A 17,161-nucleotide genomic window follows, 5' to 3' on the forward strand; every position below is an offset into this window, starting at 1 on the left:
ATAGCGTCGGTGGCGTATCCGCGAGTTCGCGGCGTCTGCATCGCGGGCAAGCCCGGCTCCTACAGGCTGGCGCGGGCTTTGTTGGAGCAGGCTTGCCTGCGATGGCCTCGGCGGGGTGTCCGTGAGTTCGCGGCGTCTGCATCGCGGGCAAGCCCGGCTCCCACAGCTAGCGCGGGCCCTGTTGGAGCAGGCTTGCCTGCGATAGCGTCGGTGGGGTATCCGTGAGTTCGCGGCGTCTGTATCGCGGGCAAGCCCGGCTCCTACAGGCTGCGCGGGCTTTGTTGGAGCTGGCTTGCCTGCGATAGCGTCGGTGGCGTATCCGCGAGTTCGCGGCGTCTGCATCGCGGGCAAGCCCGGCTCCTACAGGCTGGCGCGGGCCCTGTTGGAGCTGGCTTGCCTGCGATGACGTCGGTGGGGTATCCGTGAGTTCGCGGCGTTTGCATCGCGGGCAAGCCCGGCTCCTACAGGTTCTATGGGAGCAGGCTTGGCGGGGGCGGTCAGGCGACATCCACCAGAACGATTTCGCTGTCCTCCAGCGCAGTCACCCGCAACAACGATTCATCTTCAATCGCCAGGCCGTCACGGGCAGCGGCGCGCACACCGTTGACCTCGACCAGCCCTTTGGCCGGCACCAGATAGCCGCGACGTCCGCTGTCCAGCACGTACTCGGCGCTTTCTCCGGCTTTCAGGGTAGCCGCGACCAGCCGTGCGTCAGCCCGAATGCGCAAGCTCTGCTCATCACCGTCACGGCCACTGGCCAAGGTCACGAAGCCTTCACCGCGCTCACCCTTGGGAAACGGACGGGTGCCCCACGAGGGTGCTTCGCCGCTGCGCTCTGGAATGATCCAGATCTGGAAGATGCGTGTATCAACCTTCTCCAGGTTGTACTCACTGTGGACGATCCCGGTCCCAGCGCTCATCACTTGCACATCGCCCGCTTCCGTACGGCCTTTGTTGCCCAGGTTGTCCTGGTGGCTGATAGCGCCTTCGCGGACATAGGTGATGATTTCCATGTCGCGGTGTGGGTGCGGTGGGAAACCGCTGCCTGCGGCGATCAGGTCATCGTTCCAGACCCGCAGGGTGCCCCAGTGCATGCGCTCGGGATCGTAGTATTCGGCGAATGAAAAGTGATGATGGGCATCCAGCCAGCCGTGGTTGGCATGGCCCAGTGTGGCGAACGGGCGAAGTTGCAGCATGATTCATCTCCTCGGCAAGGTTTATGTGAACGATGATCGCCCAATTAATGATCGAAATTAAGCGTAAATAATGGCTGATTCTGATCGGTTTATTAGATGCTTAAGGTGCAGTGATTGATTCACTTCATCGCCTAATTGACTGATCTGTAAGCATTCGGCTGGTGCTTTGCGGTCAATGGAGCGAACATGGCGGCAGAGCCCTTTTCAGTTGGAGTCGGTGTGTCACACGAGCGCCCCAAGCACCCCCCGGAATTAACCCCGCCGGCCCAGTTGCCCTGGGTCAGACGGCTGCTGGCCCGTGTACTGGGTCGATGCCTTAGCCGGCTGCAGGCTCAGCACCGCGACTCGTGGTTTCAGGGGCATGCCAGCGGTCAACGTACCGGCCATGCCGAGGGCCTGCGCGAGGGTTATGAGGAGGGCCGTGTCGATGGCTTCGAGGCTGGCCGCCAGGTTCTAGTGATCCGTGATACCCGCCCCGATGCCCACGCAGTGCCGGGGCAGGACGACAGCCTGTTCGACGATTGGCGCCTGCCGCTCACCACGGAGCTTAAAAAACGCTTCAAGGCCGACGTTGCGCAGCGCTTGCCAGCCCAGGCGCAGCCAAGCACCGCGCAATGGAAAATGATCTTCAGTGAGACGCCTTCGACCTGCGTGATTGCCGGTGCCGGTGCCGGCAAGTCGACGTCCCTGGTGCTGCGTATTCTGCTGTTGCGTCACTACCTGGGCTATGAACTGGACGCCATGACCGTGGTCACGTTCACGCGTGAGTCGCGCAAGGACTTCATCGCACGACTGACCCAGGTGTTTGCCCTGTGGGGCATCAACCTGAGCCCGGTAGAGGCCCGCGAGTTGGTGCGCACCTTCCATTCGCGGATTCTGCCACTGGTGCGCAGCCTGCCGGGCTTCAGCCAGCTGCGGGCCTTTGAGACGCTGGGCAGTGAGTTACCGGGTGGCTGCGAGTCGAATGCCGAGACCAACCCGTTCGACCTGCGTATCAATGATGCCCAGCGTCAGCAACTGAACCTGTGCTACCGCGACCTGATGCAGGGCAGCCCACGCTTTGCCGAGTTGATCACGTCCCTGCGGCGCCAGGCCTTGCAGCTCAAGGCATTGGACCGCGATCATCCCGACGTGCAGAAGCGTGTGGCCGTGACGCAACTGTCCGCCGAGCGCGACGAGGAGTTGTGCGACACGATTGAAGACCTCTGGTTCAGGGCGGGCGCGTGGCCGATCAAGGGCATTGAGCCGCGCCGGGAAACCGTGGAGATCAATGGCAGCCGTTTTCACGTCCATGGCTATATTGCCGAACTCGATGCCTGGGTGGTACTGGGCTTCGATCCCGGGGAAAACAAGGACTACAAGCGGTCGAACGCCAAGTTACCGGTGTGGGCCGAATGGGTTATCAAGCGCACACTGTTTCAAGCTTTCTGTGATAAACCCTTGATATGGCTGGAAAACTATTCGGCAGCGAAGCGCTTGACCGCCTCCCTTGCAACGGATGCCGTGGCCGGGCCGGGCTTTGACTACAAGGTCAAGGGCGAGCTCTCGTCGGTGCCGCTCCTGGATGCTTTCGTCAGTGCTGCCGGGTTCATCGAGAACCTCGGGCTGGACGTGGGCGCGGCAGTCGCAAACATGAGTTTTCCGGCAGGTGACAGCGATGCACTGTTCTTCGAGGCGTTGAGCCTGTACTGGCGGGCGCTGGAGAACCACCTGTTGGCGCAGTCGCCGCCGATCATGAGCTACAACCGGATGTTCGCCCTGTTCTCGGAGAACAACCCCGAGAATCTGCGCTTGTTGCCTGATGCCTTGCTCAGGCCTTTGGCGCACTTGATGATCGACGAGTTTCAGGATGTCTCGCCGCAGATCGTTTCCTGGCTAAGGGCCAGCCTGCGTGAAATCCGTAGGCGTGGGCCGGCATTGCATGTGGGGCGCACCGCCCAGCATTCGTCGCTGTTGTGTGTGGGCGATGACTGGCAATCGATCTATGGCTGGCGGGGTAGCTCACCCAAGTACTTCATGGAGTTCGCCAAGGAATTCGTTTCGCCGGCCAATACGCGGGTGATGCTCAGCGACAATTACCGCAGCCACCAGCACATCATCGATGCGGCCGAGCACATCGTTAAGCCGGCGCCGGCGATCAATGGCAAGAAAGCCAAGGCCTGCGGCCTGGCGGCCGAGGATGCGGTGCCGGTCACGGTACAGCCGCGTGACGAGGCTGCGCTTGCCCAGCAGTTGATGGCGCATTACCGGCAGGGCGATTCGGTGATGATGTTGTATCGAAAAAGCAGTGATAAGTCATTGATTTCAGAGCATTTGCAGCCACTGATCAATCATGAGAAAAGCCTTGCGCCGGGGCAGCGCCGGTTCCGTCAATTGACCTACCACAGCGCCAAGGGGCTGCAGGCGGATGCGGTGTTCATGCTTGGCGACTGCCAGCACGTGACCCGTTCACCGTACAAGAACCAGGTCTATCGCCAGGCGGGGCTTGGCCGTAGCGGTGACCCTGAAGCCTACGACAACGCGCAGAAGGACGAAGTCCTGCGCCTGGCCTATGTCGCGGTTACCCGCGCCGTCAGGCATTGTTACTGGCATGTCGAGACGCCGACCGGGGAGGCGCAGAATTTGCCCCGGGCATCGTCCCAGGTTGATGGCAGTAAAGCGTTCTTCGACGACCTCAGGCCTTGAGTGCGGTCGCTATATCGCGTTTCCTTGTCTGGTTCGCGCTTGCTGACAGTCATGGCGTCAGGTGCTCTGGCGAGTTGAAGTTGCTCAGGCGTGGATCGTCCAGCGGATACTCCAGCGCCTGCAGTGGCTGTGCCAGCAGGGCTCGCAGCAGGCTGCGCTCACCCTGGCTCCAGCGCTGGCGAAGGTCGTCGAGCAGACTGCTCGGCAGCAGGCAGAACATCGGTTGCCAGTGGCCATCCTGACGGATCATCGCCGGTCGCCCCTGATCGTTCGCCTGGCTCAGCAGGTCAAGAACCAGTGTGCGGTCGATCAGCGGTGCATCGCACGCGAGCACCAGTAGCCACGGGTGACGCGCCTGGGCCAACCCGCTGAGCACACCGGCCAACGGGCCTGGATAGTCGCCTGATTCGTCACTGACCAGATGATCGGCATAGGGCCGGTACTGCTCGGCGTGGCGGTTACAGGAAATGATCAGGTCATCGGTCAGTGGACGCACCACGGCCTGGGCGTGGGCAATCAGGGGCTGCCCGTGCCAGGGAATCAGGCCCTTGTCGCGTCCGCCCATACGCTGGCCACGACCGCCCGCCAAGAGGAGGATGGAGCAGGGCGACGGAAGCTGAATCATGAATGTTTACCTGTAGCGCCAAAGCCGCTCACGATCCCATGACCGGCTTTGGCTGTCCATCAGCTTTCCAGGCTGACCGTACCCTCAGGCTGGCGTCGTCGCGTGCCCGCCAGGCGCATGACCACCACGAAAAACACCGGTACGAATACCACGGCCAGCGTTGCGCTGAGCATGCCGCCAATTACCCCGGTGCCGATCGCCTGCTGGCTGGCCGAACTGGCACCAGTGGCTATGGCCAGCGGCACGACGCCAAGGATGAACGCCAGTGAGGTCATGACTATAGGGCGCAGGCGCAGGCGCGCGGCCTGTACCGTCGCGTCTATCAGGTCGTGGCCTTCGTCCACCAGATGCTTGGCGAATTCGATGATCAGGATCGCGTTCTTCGCCGACAGGCCGATCAAGGTGATCAGGCCGACCTTGAAGAACACGTCGTTGGGCATGCCTCGCAGGGTCACTGCCAGTACCGCGCCCAGCACGCCCAGCGGCACCACCAACAGCACCGCGGTCGGGATCGACCAACTCTCATAGAGTGCCGCCAGGCACAGGAACACCACCAGCAGCGAGAGCGCCATCAGCATGGGCGCCTGGCTGCCGGACAGCCGCTCCTGCAGCGACAGGCCGGTCCACTCCAGGCCCATGCCCAGTGGTAACTGGCTGACCAGGCGCTCGATCTCTGCCATGGCCTCGCCCGAGCTGTAGCCGGGCGCTGGTTCACCGGACACCGCGATCGCCGGGTAGCCGTTGTAACGCGTCAACTGCACCGGCCCGGAGAGCCAATGGGCGCGGGTAAACGCCGACAGTGGCACCATCTTGCCGCTGCTGTTGCGGACATGGATTTTCATAAGGTCTTCGACCTGGCTGCGGCTGTCGCCCTCGGCTTGTACCACCACCCGCTGCATCCGGCCCTGGTTGGGGAAGTCGTTGACGTAGGTCGAACCGATGGCGGTGTTGAGCACGGTGCCGATGTCGGCAAAGGAAACGCCCAGGGCGTTGGCCTGCTTGCGGTCTACCTCCAGTTGCACCTGGGGGCTTTCGGCCAGGGCGCTTTCACGTACGTTGATCAGCACCGGGCTTTTCTCGGCAGCGGCCAGTAGCTGATCGCGTGCGGCCATCAGGTTGGTGTGGCCGAGACCGCCACGGTCTTGCAGGCGGAACTCAAAGCCGCTGGACGTGCCAAGCCCGTCGACCGGCGGTGGCAGCACCGAGTAGGCAATTGCGTTCTTGAACTGGCTGAAAGCGGCGGTGGCGCGCTCGGCGATGGCCGCTGCACTGTCCTCGGTGCTTCGCTCGGACCAGTCCTTGAGTGTGGTGAAGACCAGCGCCGCGTTCTGCCCGGTGCCGGAAAAGCTGAAGCCCATGATCACCGTGGTGTTGCCGATACCGGGTTCTTCAGCGTTGTGCGCTTCGATCTGCGCCGCAACCTGCTCGGTACGTGGCTTGCTGGCACCGGGCGGGAGCTGGACGTCAGTGATGGTGTAGCCCTGGTCTTCGGTCGGCAGGAACGAGGAGGGCAGTTGGCTGAACAGGTAGCCCAGGCCGGCCAGCAGCAGGCCGTACACCAGCAGGTAGCGTCCGCTGCGCTTGAGGGCGTGGGTCACCCAGGATTGGTAGCCGTCGGTGAGGCGCTCGAAGCGCCGGTTGAACGCGCCAAAGAAACCGCGCTTTTGCGCATGACTGCTTTCGATGGGCTTGAGCAAGGTGGCGCACAGGGCGGGTGTCAGGCTCAAGGCGAGGAAGGCCGAGAACAGGATCGACACCGCCATCGCCAACGAGAACTGCTGATAGATCACTCCCACGGAGCCTGGCATGAAGGCCATCGGCAGGAACACCGCGACCAGCACCAGGGTAATCCCGACGATGGCCCCACTGATCTGGCCCATGGCCTTGCGGGTGGCCTCTCTGGGCGGCAGGCCTTCCTCGGCCATGATCCGTTCGACGTTTTCCACCACCACGATGGCGTCATCGACCAGGATGCCGATGGCCAGCACCATCCCGAACAGGGTCAGTACGTTGATCGAGAACCCCATGCCGAGCATTACTGCAAAGGTCCCCATCAGCGCCACAGGCACCACCAGGGTCGGGATCAGGGTGTAGCGGATATTCTGCAGGAACAGAAACATCACCGCGAACACCAGCAGCATCGCTTCGAGCAGGGTGTTGATGACCTGTTCGATGGAGACTTTCACGAACGGCGAGGTGTCATAGGGGATGTCGTAGCGGGCGCCTGCCGGAAAGTAGCGCGACAACTCGTCCATCTTGGCGCGGACCAGGGTCGCGGTTTGCATGGCGTTGGCACCCGGTGACAGTTGCACGCTGAAGGCGGTCGACGGCTTGCCGTTCAGGCGCGTGCCGAACTGGTACTCCTGGCTGCCAATCTCTACCCGTGCGACATCGCCAAGGGTTACCCGCGAGCCATCCGGGTTGGCCCGCAAGACGATGTCGGCGAACGCCTCCGGTGTCGACAGTTGGCCTTCGACTACCACGTTGGCGGTTATTTCCTGGGTCGCCCGGCCTGGCAGGTCACCGATACTGCCGGGGGCTACCTGGGTGTTCTGTGCGGCAATGGCCAGGTTGACGTCTTCGGGGGTCAGGTTGAAGCCGATCAGTTTCTGCGGGTCGATCCAGATGCGCATGGCGCGCTCGGCGCCGTACAGCTGCGCCTTGCCGACACCGTTGAGGCGGCGGATCTCGTTCATGACGTTGCGCGCCAGGAAGTCGCTGAGGGCAACTTCGTCCAGAGACTCGTTTTCAGCCGTCAGGGTCACCAGCATCAGGAACCCGGTGGAAACTTTCTCCACTTGCAGGCCTTGCTGAGTGACCGCGCGCGGCAAACGCGACTCGACGATCTTCAGGCGGTTCTGCACATCCACCTGAGCCAGTTCAGGGTTGGTGCCCGGCTCGAAGGTGGCGGTGATGGTAGCGCTGCCCAGGCTGCTTTGCGACTGGAAGTACAGCAGGTGGTCGGCACCGTTGAGCTCCTGCTCGATCAGGCTGACGACGCTCTCATCGATTGTCTGTGCCGATGCACCCGGGTAGACGGCATAGATCTCCACCTGTGGCGGCGCTACGTTAGGGTATTGAGCCACCGGTAGTTGCGGGATGGCCAGCGCGCCGGCCAGCAGAATGAACAGCGCGACCACCCAGGCGAACACCGGGCGGTCAATGAAAAATTGCGGCATTGATCAGGCCCTCATTGGCCAGTGGTCTGTACGACAGAAGTGGCTTCCTTGGCGGCGGGGGTGACGTGTACCTGATCACCTACCCGCACATGTTGCAGGCCTTCGATGACTACGCGCTCGCCCGGAGCCAGGCCTTCGCTGACGATCCAGCGGTCCTGTTGCGCGCTGCCCAGCACGATCGGGCGCTCGCTGATGCGTTGCTCGGCATCCACCAGCAGCACACGCGGTTGGCCCGCGCTGTCACGCAGGATGGCGCGCTGCGGCACGCTGATTGCCTGTTGCTTGATGGCCTGTTCCAGGCGAACGCGGATAAAACTGCCCGGCAGCAGGTCAAGATCAGGGTTGGGGAACTCGCTGCGCAGGGTAATCTGCCCGGTGCTCGGGTCGACACTGATGTCCGAAAACAGCAACTTGCCGGGCAATGGGTAAGCCGTGCCGTCGTCCTGGATCAACGTGGCACGTGCCTGGTCCTGGCCGACCTGTTGCAACTCGCCGGCGCGCAGTGCCCGGCGCAGGGCGTTCAGCTCCCGGGTGGACTGGGTCAGGTCGGCGTGGATCGGGTCCAGTTGCTGGATCGTCGCCAGAGGGGTCGACTCGTTCTGCCCGACCAGTGCGCCCTCGGTGACCAAGGCGCGGCCAATGCGCCCGGAAATCGGCGCGGTGACGGTGGCATACCCCAGGTTCAAGCGTGCGCGCTCAAGTGCCGCCTTGGCAGCGGCGACGTCCGCATTGGCCTGGAGGGCGGCGGCGCGGGCGTTGTCGTAGTCCTGGCGGCTGATCGCATTGATGGCGATCAACTCGCCGTAGCGCTGGTCCTGCAGGCGCGCCTGGAACTGGTTGGCCTCGGCTTTGGCCAGGGCAGCACGTGCGCTGTCGTAGTCGGCTTGAAACGGTGCCGGGTCGATGCGGAACAAGACCTCACCCTGTTTGACGTCGCTGCCTTCGCGGTACACCCGCTTGAGCACCACGCCGGCGACTCGCGCGCGTACCTCTGCGGTGCGCGGGGCCAGAATGCGCCCGGACAACTCGCTGCTGATGGCCAAGGGTTCGACACGTACGGTTTCCACCGAAACAGGGCGTGGCGGTGCTTTTTCTTCGACCGGGGCTTGCTTGTCGCAGGCCGCCAGCGTGAGGCCGAGCAGGACAAGGGCGGGCAGGGTGCGTAGACGGGAGGTGCTTGGGCTGGACATGCGGATCTTCCGAAAATGACCCGGCCATGCTAAGGCAGGCACCCCCGAAGCAACTGTTAAGCTCTGTAGGCGGTCTGTGAAAAAGTGTGAAGATTACCGCCTCGCGTGTGCGAGGTTCGATATCCTGCCGAACTCATTTGCGCTTACGCACTTTCCATGACAAATATTCTTTTGGTCGAAGACGACAGCGCGCTGTCCGAACTGATCGCCAGCTACCTGCAACGCAACGGTTTTTTCGTCCGGGTGATCGCTCGCGGCGACCACGTGCTTGAGGAAGCACGCCGTAACAAGCCCGACCTGGTCATCCTCGACCTGATGCTGCCTGGCCTGGACGGTTTGCAGGTGTGTCGCCTGCTGCGTGCCGAGTCGGCCGTGTTGCCCATCCTGATGCTCACCGCGCGTGATGACAGTCATGACCAGGTGCTGGGCCTTGAGATGGGGGCCGACGATTATGTCAGCAAACCCTGTGAGCCTCGGGTGCTGCTGGCGCGGGTACGCACGTTGCTGCGGCGCAGTAGCGTCAATGAACCTCAAGTGGCTTCGGACCTGATCCAGATCGGTGGCCTGCAGATCGACCTCACCGAGCGCAGTGTGCACTGGGACGCGCAACCGGTGGAGTTGTCCAGCGGCGAGTTCAACCTGTTGGTGGTGCTGGCGCGTAATGCCGGCACGGTACTCAGCCGGGATTGCATCCTGCAGCACCTGCGCGGTATCGAGTTCAACGGCACTGACCGCTCGGTGGATGTCGCTATCTCCAAGTTGCGCCGCAAGTTTGACGACAATGCGGGCGAAGCACGCAAGATCAAGACGGTTTGGGGCAAGGGTTACTTGTTCAGCCGAGTCGAATGGGAATGCTGAAGGCGCTGCCCGAACCATGCTGAAAATCCTTGTCCGCCTGTACCTGATCACCATCGTCAGCTACGCCGGGGCCATCTTCCTGATTCCCGAACTGATCCTGAGCGTGTTCCACGAGCGCTACGAAGCCTACAACCTGCAGCAGGCCCAAGGTGTGCAGCGCTTGATGCTCAAGCAGTTCCAGCACGTGCCCTCGACCCAGTGGCCTGAAGTGGCGCAAGCGTTGGCGGCTGACTTTGCACCGCTGGAAGTCGAATTGCGCCGTCAGGACGAGACTGAACTGAGCCCTGTCGAGCGTGCGCGCCTGGGCGCCGGGCAGTTTGTCGTTCGGGTGGGCGAATGGGGCTACTACAGCACCGCCATTGCCCCCTTGGACGACCAGTGGCTGATTGAGTTGCGCAACCCGCCGGATCCACTGGAGATCAACCTGTTGTCCTGGGGGATTACCGTATTGATCGGCGCGGCCTTGCTCAGTTGCCTGTTGCTCTGGGTCTGGCCGCACTGGCGAGACCTGAAACGGCTGCAGGCGACGGCCCAGCGTCTGGGCCAAGGGCAGTTGTCGGAGCGTACGCACATTTCGCCGCGCTCGGATATCGGCGACCTGGCCACGGTCTTCGACACCATGGCCCAGGATATTGAGCGCTTGTTGACCCAACAGCGTGAATTGCTTAATGCCGTCTCCCATGAACTGCGCACTCCACTGACCCGGCTCGACTTCGGGCTGGTGTTGCTGTTCGACGAAGTGCCGCCGGCCAGTCGCAAGCGCCTGCTGGAACTGGTTGGCCATGTGCGGGAACTGGATGAGCTGGTCCTGGAACTGCTGTCCTACAGCCGCTTGCAGACGCCAGGGCAGTTGGCTGAACGCGTCGAGGTGTCGTTGACCGAGTATGTCGACAGTATCCTCGGCAGTTTCGCCGAGGAACTGGATGGCCGTGGCATTGAGTGGGAGGTGCGGGCCGAAGCCGGCTTGCCGCGTTTCGTGCTCGACCCGAGGCTCACGGCGCGGGCGGTTCAGAATCTGATACGAAACGCCATGCGCTACTGTCACCGCAGTTTGCTGTTGCGCGTGGACATGGACGAGCAGGGTGCCTGCCTGTTGACGGTGGAAGACGACGGCATTGGCATTCCACCTGAGGAGCGTCAGCGGATTTTCCAGCCGTTCTACCGCCTGGACCGCAGCCGCGATCGCACCACCGGTGGTTTTGGGCTTGGCCTGGCGATCAGCCGACGGGCGATCGAGAGCCAGGGTGGAAGCCTGACGGCGGAGCAGTCGGCGCTGGGCGGTGCGCAGTTCAGGATTCGCTTGCCCCGTGGCTAGTCGGCAGGCGGCACCACGCAGGTTCGGTACAGCGCAGGTGTAGTGCACTATTTTCCGGTAACTGTATGGCTGTTGCCGCTGCGGGCTCCGTTAGTGTCGTGACACAACGACTCCAAGGATGCCGCCGCCATGTTTGCCTCCCTCGATCTGCTTCTAGCCTTTGTGCTCTTTGCCTTTGTGTCCTCGATTACGCCGGGGCCGAACAACACCATGCTGCTGGCCTCCGGGGTGAATTTTGGCGTGCGTCGTTCGATTCCTCACGCCGTCGGCATCAGTGTCGGATTCATGGTCATGGTGCTGGCGGTAGGTTTTGGGCTCGGTGAAGTATTCAAGACGTTTCCTCCCCTCTACACCCTGTTGCGTTACGTGGGGGCCGCGTACCTGTTGTACCTGGCCTGGAAGATCGCAACGTCCGGCCCGCTGTCGGCGACCCGCTCGGAAACGCCCAGACCACTGGGGTTCTGGGGCGCGGCGGCGTTTCAATGGGTTAATCCGAAGGCCTGGGTGATGGCGGTTGGTGCGATTACCACCTACACCCCGGCGCAGGGTTACCTGACCAATGTCATGGTCATTGCCACTCTGTTTGCGTTGGTCAACCTGCCCAGCGTCTGTGTCTGGGTCATGTTTGGCAGTGCGTTGCGCCAGGTGTTGCAGAACCCGCGCTGGTTGATGGCATTCAATTGGCTGATGGCGGCATTGCTGGTGATTTCGCTGTACCCGTTGTTGTTTGCCTCGCACAGTTTTCAGTAAGCGTGCCAGGCGTGGAACCGGCGATTTCAGACAAACACGCCGACTAAATCGCAAGGTGCTTGAACTTGCCAGGGGGCGACGTTGTAATCAGCCTCCCTGGCTATTGTGCCGCCCTGTATTCAGTGACCTGCATGCACCTCGTTCCGTGGTCTTTTCCGTCTTCAGCCGGTTTCACCTTGCGTGGCTGGCGTTCGCCGCCCAGTGGCAAGCCGTTGTTGCATTTTCTGCACGGCACCGGCTTCTGCTGCCTGGCCTACCGGCCCATGCTGGAGGTGCTCAGTGAGTCCTTCGATCTGTGGCTGAGCGATGTCCAGGGCCATGGCGACAGCGACCATGGCGGGGCGTTCCTTGGTTGGAACCGTACCGCCGAGTTGGCTGTTGAAGCCTTTGAGGCTGGGCGTGGCGCCTATGCCGACGTGCCCTGTTTTGCGCTGGGGCACAGCTTCGGTGGGGTATTGACCAGTTTGATCCTGGCCCATGAACCGACGCTGTTTCAACGGGCGGTGCTGCTTGATCCGGTGCTGTTCAGCCGCTCGATGATCGCCGTGTTGGGCGTGGCGTCGATGGTGGGCATGCACCGTCGGCATACCTTGGCGCGCAAGGCGGCCACGCGCCGCAGCCACTGGCCGGACCGTGCCGCTGCCCATGCAGGGCTTCAGGGGCGGGGAACCTTCAAGGGCTGGAGCGATGCGGCGCTGCAGGCTTATGTGGAGCATGCCTTGACGGATTGTGGCGAAGGGGTAGCGTTGAAGTGTCGGCCCAGCCGCGAGATGGAATTGTTCAGTTCCTTTCCGCGGCGGTTGTGGGCATCCCTGGCCAAGGTCAGGACGCCAACGCTGGTTTTGCACGGCGAGCAGACCTACCCCTTCGTACCGCCCTCGGTCGCGCGCTGGGTAAGCATCAACCGTTGCGTCACCTCGGCAGTGGTGCCCGGTGGGCATTGCTTCATGCAGGAGCATCCTGCTGACAGTGCCAAGCGCGTCGAGGATTTTCTCTTGCACGGTCCTGCCCCGACTGTTCTGTAGATGGAACGCTGAGGGCGTTTTTGCGGGTCTACCGCCACTGTCGTTGCATACGTATTGTTATAGCCATGCACGAGAGGAGGTATCTCATGAAAACGATCCAAGGCATCTACCGCAGCCCCCAGCCCCATTGGGTGGGTGACGGCTTTCCGGTTCGCAGTCTGTTCACCTACGACAACCTGGCGCGGCACATCAGCCCGTTTTTGTTGCTGGACTACGCCGGCCCATACACCTTTACCCCGACCGCTGCCCGGCGTGGGGTCGGGCAGCACCCCCACCGGGGGTTCGAAACAGTGACCATTGTGTATCAGGGCGAGTTGGAGCACCGCGATTCAACGGGGGCAGGCGGCTTGATCGGCCCGGGCGATGTGCAGTGGATGACCGCGGCCAAAGGCATTCTCCACGAAGAATTTCACGCTGCGACGTTTGCGGCCACCGGCGGTACCCTGGAAATGGTGCAGTTGTGGGTCAATCTTCCGGCACGCGACAAGCTCGCAGCGCCGGGCTACCAGACCCTGCTCAATGGCGATATCCCGCGTGTGCCATTGGCCAACGATGGGGGAAGCCTGCGGGTGATCGCCGGTGAGTACCTTAGCCATAAAGGCCCGGCCCGGACCTTCACGCCCATGAACGTCTGGGATATCCACCTGAACGCCGGGGCGTCATTGTCGCTGCCGCTCGAGGTGGGCCATAGCGCGGCGTTGGTAGTGTTGCGCGGCGAGGTGAGGGTCAACGGCGAGCAGGGCGCTGGTGCGGCACAACTGGTGCTGTTTGAGCGTGACGGCGATGAGGTGCTGCTGGAGGCAACTCAGGATGCCAGTGTGCTGCTGCTCAGTGGCGAGCCGATTGACGAGCCGATCGTCGGTTACGGCCCGTTCGTGATGAACAGCGAGGCCGAGATTGCCGAGGCGTTTGACGACTTTCATGCCGGTCGCTTCGGCCAGATGACCAAAGGCAAGGCCGGCGACCACAACGCCGACTAGTCTGGTGTATCCGTATTGCGATCCGCACGCCGTACCTCAACGACAAGGAGCAAGACCATGAGCGTCCCTTACACCCGTCTGGACAAGCACAATGCAGCGGTTTTGTTGGTTGACCATCAGGCTGGGCTGCTGTCGTTGGTACGTGACATCGAACCGGACAAGTTCAAGAACAATGTGCTGGCGCTGGGTGATCTGGCAAAGTATTTCAACCTCCCGACCATCCTCACCACCAGTTTTGAAAGTGGCCCCAACGGCCCTTTGGTGCCGGAACTCAAGGCTCAGTTTCCCGAGGCGCCGTACATCGCCCGGCCAGGACAGATCAATGCCTGGGACAACGAAGACTTCGTCAAGGCGGTCAAGGCCACCGGCAAGAAGCAACTGATCATTGCCGGTGTCGTGACCGAGGTGTGTGTGGCGTTCCCGGCCCTGTCGGCGATTGCCGAAGGCTTCGAGGTGTTCGTGGTGACCGATGCGTCCGGTACCTTCAATGAGATCACCCGGCAGTCGGCCTGGGACCGTATGTCGGCTGCCGGTGCGCAACTGATGACCTGGTTCGGTGTCGCCTGTGAACTGCACCGAGACTGGCGCAACGATATCGAAGGGCTGGGCACCCTGTTCTCCAACCATATTCCGGATTACCGCAACCTGATCACCAGTTACACCACCTTGACCGCAGGCAAGTGAGTTTGACGCTGGGCGACCCTTTGGGGGCGCCCGGCCATTGGCCTTTTCGCGGCGCTGTGTCGGGGCTGTACAGGGTTGTACAAAACAGTGAGTCAATGCTGTTGTTGTACAAGAATAATGGCGGTGCATGACGCTCCTGCCAGGCATCGTATTTATCAATTTGAAATGCGCGGAAAACAGGGGGATTACTGCGTTTTCAACCACCTTGTACGCAGGAGTTGATCATGTCATTACACGGCATTTGCAGCCTGGAATTACGTCAGGTCATCGAACAGGCTTTTTTGCCTTCTCACTGCGTGGTGTCCTGCCTTGATGACGGCTCGCTGACCATCCAGTTGGAGCAGGATGCGCACGGTCGTGCATTGACCGTCGCCGGTATTCGCGCCGATGAATTGTCCAGCAGTCGGGCCTTGGCGGAGCTGGTCGCTCATGTACAGGCAGAGCGGCAGCATTCGGCTCAACCGGTTGAAGCCGTACCGAAGATACACCCGTAGCGCACACCTAGGTGCGGTTGCTCCCGGGAAGGCACCACAGTGCCCGAGCAAGTGTCCGCTGCGCGTGTTGCTGCGGGTAGCTGAGGGCTCATAAGGTCAGGAAGCTGTTAGGAACTGAGGCTCACATGCAGCAATGGGCTATCCCTTGTGCACACCTGATGAAGAGTGCCGGGTTATCGATAGGGGTTGGCCAGTGCCTTGGACAGGCTTTTTTCAGCTGTTGACAGTTTCATCTCGTTTTCTGTCCGGCGTAACAGCTGGGTGGCCTTGTTCAGGTCGCTGGTCAGGCAGGCTAATACTGTTTGCAAACCATTGATTTTCGCCTCACGCAATTTTATCGGCAGCATGTGATCATTCATCACGGCTTTGAGCTCATCCATCGTCTTGTTGATCCGCTCCTGGATTTCCCGAACCGACTTCAACACCTTCTTCACGTTATCGGGCAGGTTGCTGGCGTCGATATCAGCGTTCTTGCCATTCGCTTGTGCCGACTTGTTCGTGCCCGCTTCTGACAGGTTGACCTGCACACTTTCCAGCGTTGCGGGCCTTGCCGGGCTGGCAGCCAATCCGGCATGTACCGGTTGTGAAGTGATTTTCCCGTGGGCGATGGGGGGCAAGACGGCGGCGTTGATGGAAGCCATGTTCTCTCCTGTGATCAGTTGGCAGCATGAGTGCTGGTCGGTGCAGGAGGAAAGCATACCCTCGTGATTGGGCACATTCGGTCACGTCAGGCGGATTGGGAAAAATCCTACGCAGATTGAGGAATGCGTTACCGTTCGCTGGTGGCGGGGGCTGTGTGAGTGTCCCATGCATGTTGCAGCAGCACCCAAGGCTGCTGGGCGTCGTAAAAAGATGGCGATCAGCCAATCACCGGTTCATGGCTACGCCTCAGTCGCGTTCGCGCATGAAAAAGCCCGCCACGTATTTGCGGAAGGTATCCAGGCTCTTGAAGTCGGCGTAACGCTTGAAGTGTTCAACCTCCGGTTCCGGGCCCAGGGGTTGTTCGGTCAGTGACACCGATAACACGCGGTCCTGGTCGGAGCTGAGCACCAGCTCATCCATGACCTCGGCGCCGATGACCGGTCGGCGCATGATGACCTTGACGCCCTTGCTGGCCATCCAGTCGATCAGCGACTGCAGCATCTTCAATGGCTCGCGCTCTTCGTCGCGGTAGATCGGAAACAACTGCCCGCGCGAGAGTACGGGTACGCTGGCGACATGGATCAGTTCGTAAAAGTGGCTGCCTGCACGGATCGGGGAATAGATCGCCAGCGCCAACAACGGCCCCGGGGTCTTGCTGCCACCCCAGAGCAGGTGATGCCCCTGGAAGTCGAAGCCGTCTTCGCTACGGTCGTTGAATACCTTGCGTGCCTTGATCTGGTTGACGCAATCGAGGATCAAACCATAGCGCCGGTGGTTGCCAAAGGCCGATGATTCTCGCAGGCGTGCCTTGAGCATCATCATGTGCTTCATGTCCAGGCGGGTTTCCAGGTAGTTGCTCGCCGGTACCCGCTCGACCAGCGGGTACCGGCTGGCGACTCCGCGCAGCTCGGCGAACTGTCCGCTCAGGTCTTTCTTCAGGTGTGTGGCATAGACGTTCAGGCCGCTGGCTTCGATCAGGGTCAGCAGCAGGGACAGCAGTTTTTGCTGTTCGCGTTTTTCGCCCGTGCCGCTTGCAGTGCTGGTGTCCTCGTCGCGAGGAAAGTCCCCGATCAAGCGCAGTGGCGTATCAGGGGGCAGCCATGCCGCTGGAAACTGAGTATGTTCGCTACGTGTGCTTTCACCCTCGCGTGCTGCCTTGCCGAATGGACAGTCGACAGCATGTTCGGGAGTGCCTGGGTTGTTCTTCAGAAACAGCGTGCCAGTGTTGCTATTGAGGGTGACATTGAGTATCGGCATCACCTGTTGCTGGCATTCGCATGCCAACCAATGGCCAGCGGCGCGCACCTTCATCAGGAACTGGTTGGCCTGTAACAGGCGATGACCTTCCAGGCTGCCATCGACAAAGCGACAAACCAGGTCGTACTCGGCGGCGGTAAGGGTGCGCACCAGCGTAGTGTTTTTCTCGATGATTCTCATGCACGGTCCTGGCCAGAAATCCTTTGTCGGCAAGGTAAGCGAAATGCACCGCAACGTCACCTGTCACCCACGCAAGGCAGTGATTCTCACGATGGGCAACG

General features: G+C 61.5%; 14 protein-coding genes. 8 read left to right on the top strand and 6 right to left on the bottom strand.

Going from position 1 to position 17,161, the window contains the following annotated elements:
• Positions 1-497: 497 nt before the first annotated feature.
• Positions 498-1,196, bottom strand: a complete 699-nt coding sequence (locus UIA24_RS21475) for a pirin family protein (RefSeq protein ID WP_102051600.1) — start codon at positions 1,194-1,196, stop codon at positions 498-500.
• A 186-nt stretch (positions 1,197-1,382) separates the two neighbouring features.
• On the opposite strand from UIA24_RS21475, the gene UIA24_RS21480 reads away from it, so the two are divergent.
• Positions 1,383-3,881: a UvrD-helicase domain-containing protein gene (locus UIA24_RS21480; protein WP_330523871.1), complete on the top strand. Its 2,499-nt coding sequence runs from the start codon at positions 1,383-1,385 to the stop codon at positions 3,879-3,881.
• Positions 3,882-3,930: 49 nt separating this feature from the next.
• On the opposite strand, the gene mobA is transcribed toward UIA24_RS21480, so the two are convergent.
• Genes mobA through UIA24_RS21495 form a run of 3 tightly spaced genes read right to left on the bottom strand, consistent with a single transcriptional unit; the run spans position 3,931 to position 8,875 of the window.
• Entirely contained in the window at positions 3,931-4,506 is a 576-nt protein-coding gene (gene mobA / locus UIA24_RS21485) for a molybdenum cofactor guanylyltransferase MobA (protein ID WP_099774992.1), read from the bottom strand.
• 59 nt (positions 4,507-4,565) lie between these two features.
• Positions 4,566-7,685 carry an efflux RND transporter permease subunit gene (locus UIA24_RS21490; RefSeq protein WP_330523872.1) on the bottom strand — a complete coding sequence of 1,040 codons (3,120 nt, stop codon included), beginning with the start codon at positions 7,683-7,685 and terminating at the stop codon, positions 4,566-4,568.
• Positions 7,686-7,696: 11 nt separating this feature from the next.
• The gene (locus UIA24_RS21495) at positions 7,697-8,875 is read right to left on the bottom strand and encodes an efflux RND transporter periplasmic adaptor subunit (protein ID WP_330523873.1); all 1,179 of its coding nucleotides are present in this window, start codon (positions 8,873-8,875) and stop codon (positions 7,697-7,699) included.
• A 156-nt stretch (positions 8,876-9,031) separates the two neighbouring features.
• Between UIA24_RS21495 and UIA24_RS21500 the strand changes: the two genes are divergently transcribed.
• The 7 genes from UIA24_RS21500 to UIA24_RS21530 all read left to right on the top strand — a co-directional run bounded on the left by UIA24_RS21500 (position 9,032) and on the right by UIA24_RS21530 (position 14,981).
• The gene (locus UIA24_RS21500) at positions 9,032-9,733 is read left to right on the top strand and encodes a response regulator transcription factor (protein WP_065757602.1); all 702 of its coding nucleotides are present in this window, start codon (positions 9,032-9,034) and stop codon (positions 9,731-9,733) included.
• Positions 9,734-9,749: 16 nt separating this feature from the next.
• Positions 9,750-11,048 carry an ATP-binding protein gene (locus tag UIA24_RS21505; RefSeq protein WP_330523874.1) on the top strand — a complete coding sequence of 433 codons (1,299 nt, stop codon included), beginning with the start codon at positions 9,750-9,752 and terminating at the stop codon, positions 11,046-11,048.
• 129 nt (positions 11,049-11,177) lie between these two features.
• A complete protein-coding gene (locus UIA24_RS21510) occupies positions 11,178-11,798 on the top strand; it encodes a LysE family translocator (RefSeq protein ID WP_102051607.1) in 621 nt (206 codons plus the stop codon).
• Positions 11,799-11,929: 131 nt separating this feature from the next.
• A complete protein-coding gene (locus tag UIA24_RS21515) occupies positions 11,930-12,823 on the top strand; it encodes an alpha/beta fold hydrolase (RefSeq protein ID WP_330523875.1) in 894 nt (297 codons plus the stop codon).
• Between the two features lie 86 nt (positions 12,824-12,909).
• Entirely contained in the window at positions 12,910-13,803 is an 894-nt protein-coding gene (locus UIA24_RS21520) for a pirin family protein (protein ID WP_330523876.1), read from the top strand.
• A 57-nt stretch (positions 13,804-13,860) separates the two neighbouring features.
• Positions 13,861-14,487, top strand: a complete 627-nt coding sequence (ycaC, locus tag UIA24_RS21525) for an isochorismate family cysteine hydrolase YcaC (RefSeq protein ID WP_102051609.1) — start codon at positions 13,861-13,863, stop codon at positions 14,485-14,487.
• A 224-nt stretch (positions 14,488-14,711) separates the two neighbouring features.
• Positions 14,712-14,981 (top strand): DUF1652 domain-containing protein, encoded by a 270-nt coding sequence (locus UIA24_RS21530; protein WP_102051610.1) that lies wholly within the window; start codon positions 14,712-14,714, stop codon positions 14,979-14,981.
• Between the two features lie 173 nt (positions 14,982-15,154).
• On the opposite strand, the gene UIA24_RS21535 is transcribed toward UIA24_RS21530, so the two are convergent.
• Both UIA24_RS21535 and UIA24_RS21540 read right to left on the bottom strand, forming a co-directional pair.
• Entirely contained in the window at positions 15,155-15,622 is a 468-nt protein-coding gene (locus tag UIA24_RS21535) for a hypothetical protein (protein WP_330523877.1), read from the bottom strand.
• Between the two features lie 247 nt (positions 15,623-15,869).
• Positions 15,870-17,060: a hypothetical protein gene (locus UIA24_RS21540; RefSeq protein ID WP_330523878.1), complete on the bottom strand. Its 1,191-nt coding sequence runs from the start codon at positions 17,058-17,060 to the stop codon at positions 15,870-15,872.
• Positions 17,061-17,161 lie beyond the last annotated feature (101 nt).

The sequence above is a fragment of the Pseudomonas sp. AL 58 genome (assembly GCF_036348395.1).
Taxonomy (GTDB): Bacteria; Pseudomonadota; Gammaproteobacteria; order Pseudomonadales; family Pseudomonadaceae; genus Aquipseudomonas; species Aquipseudomonas defluvii.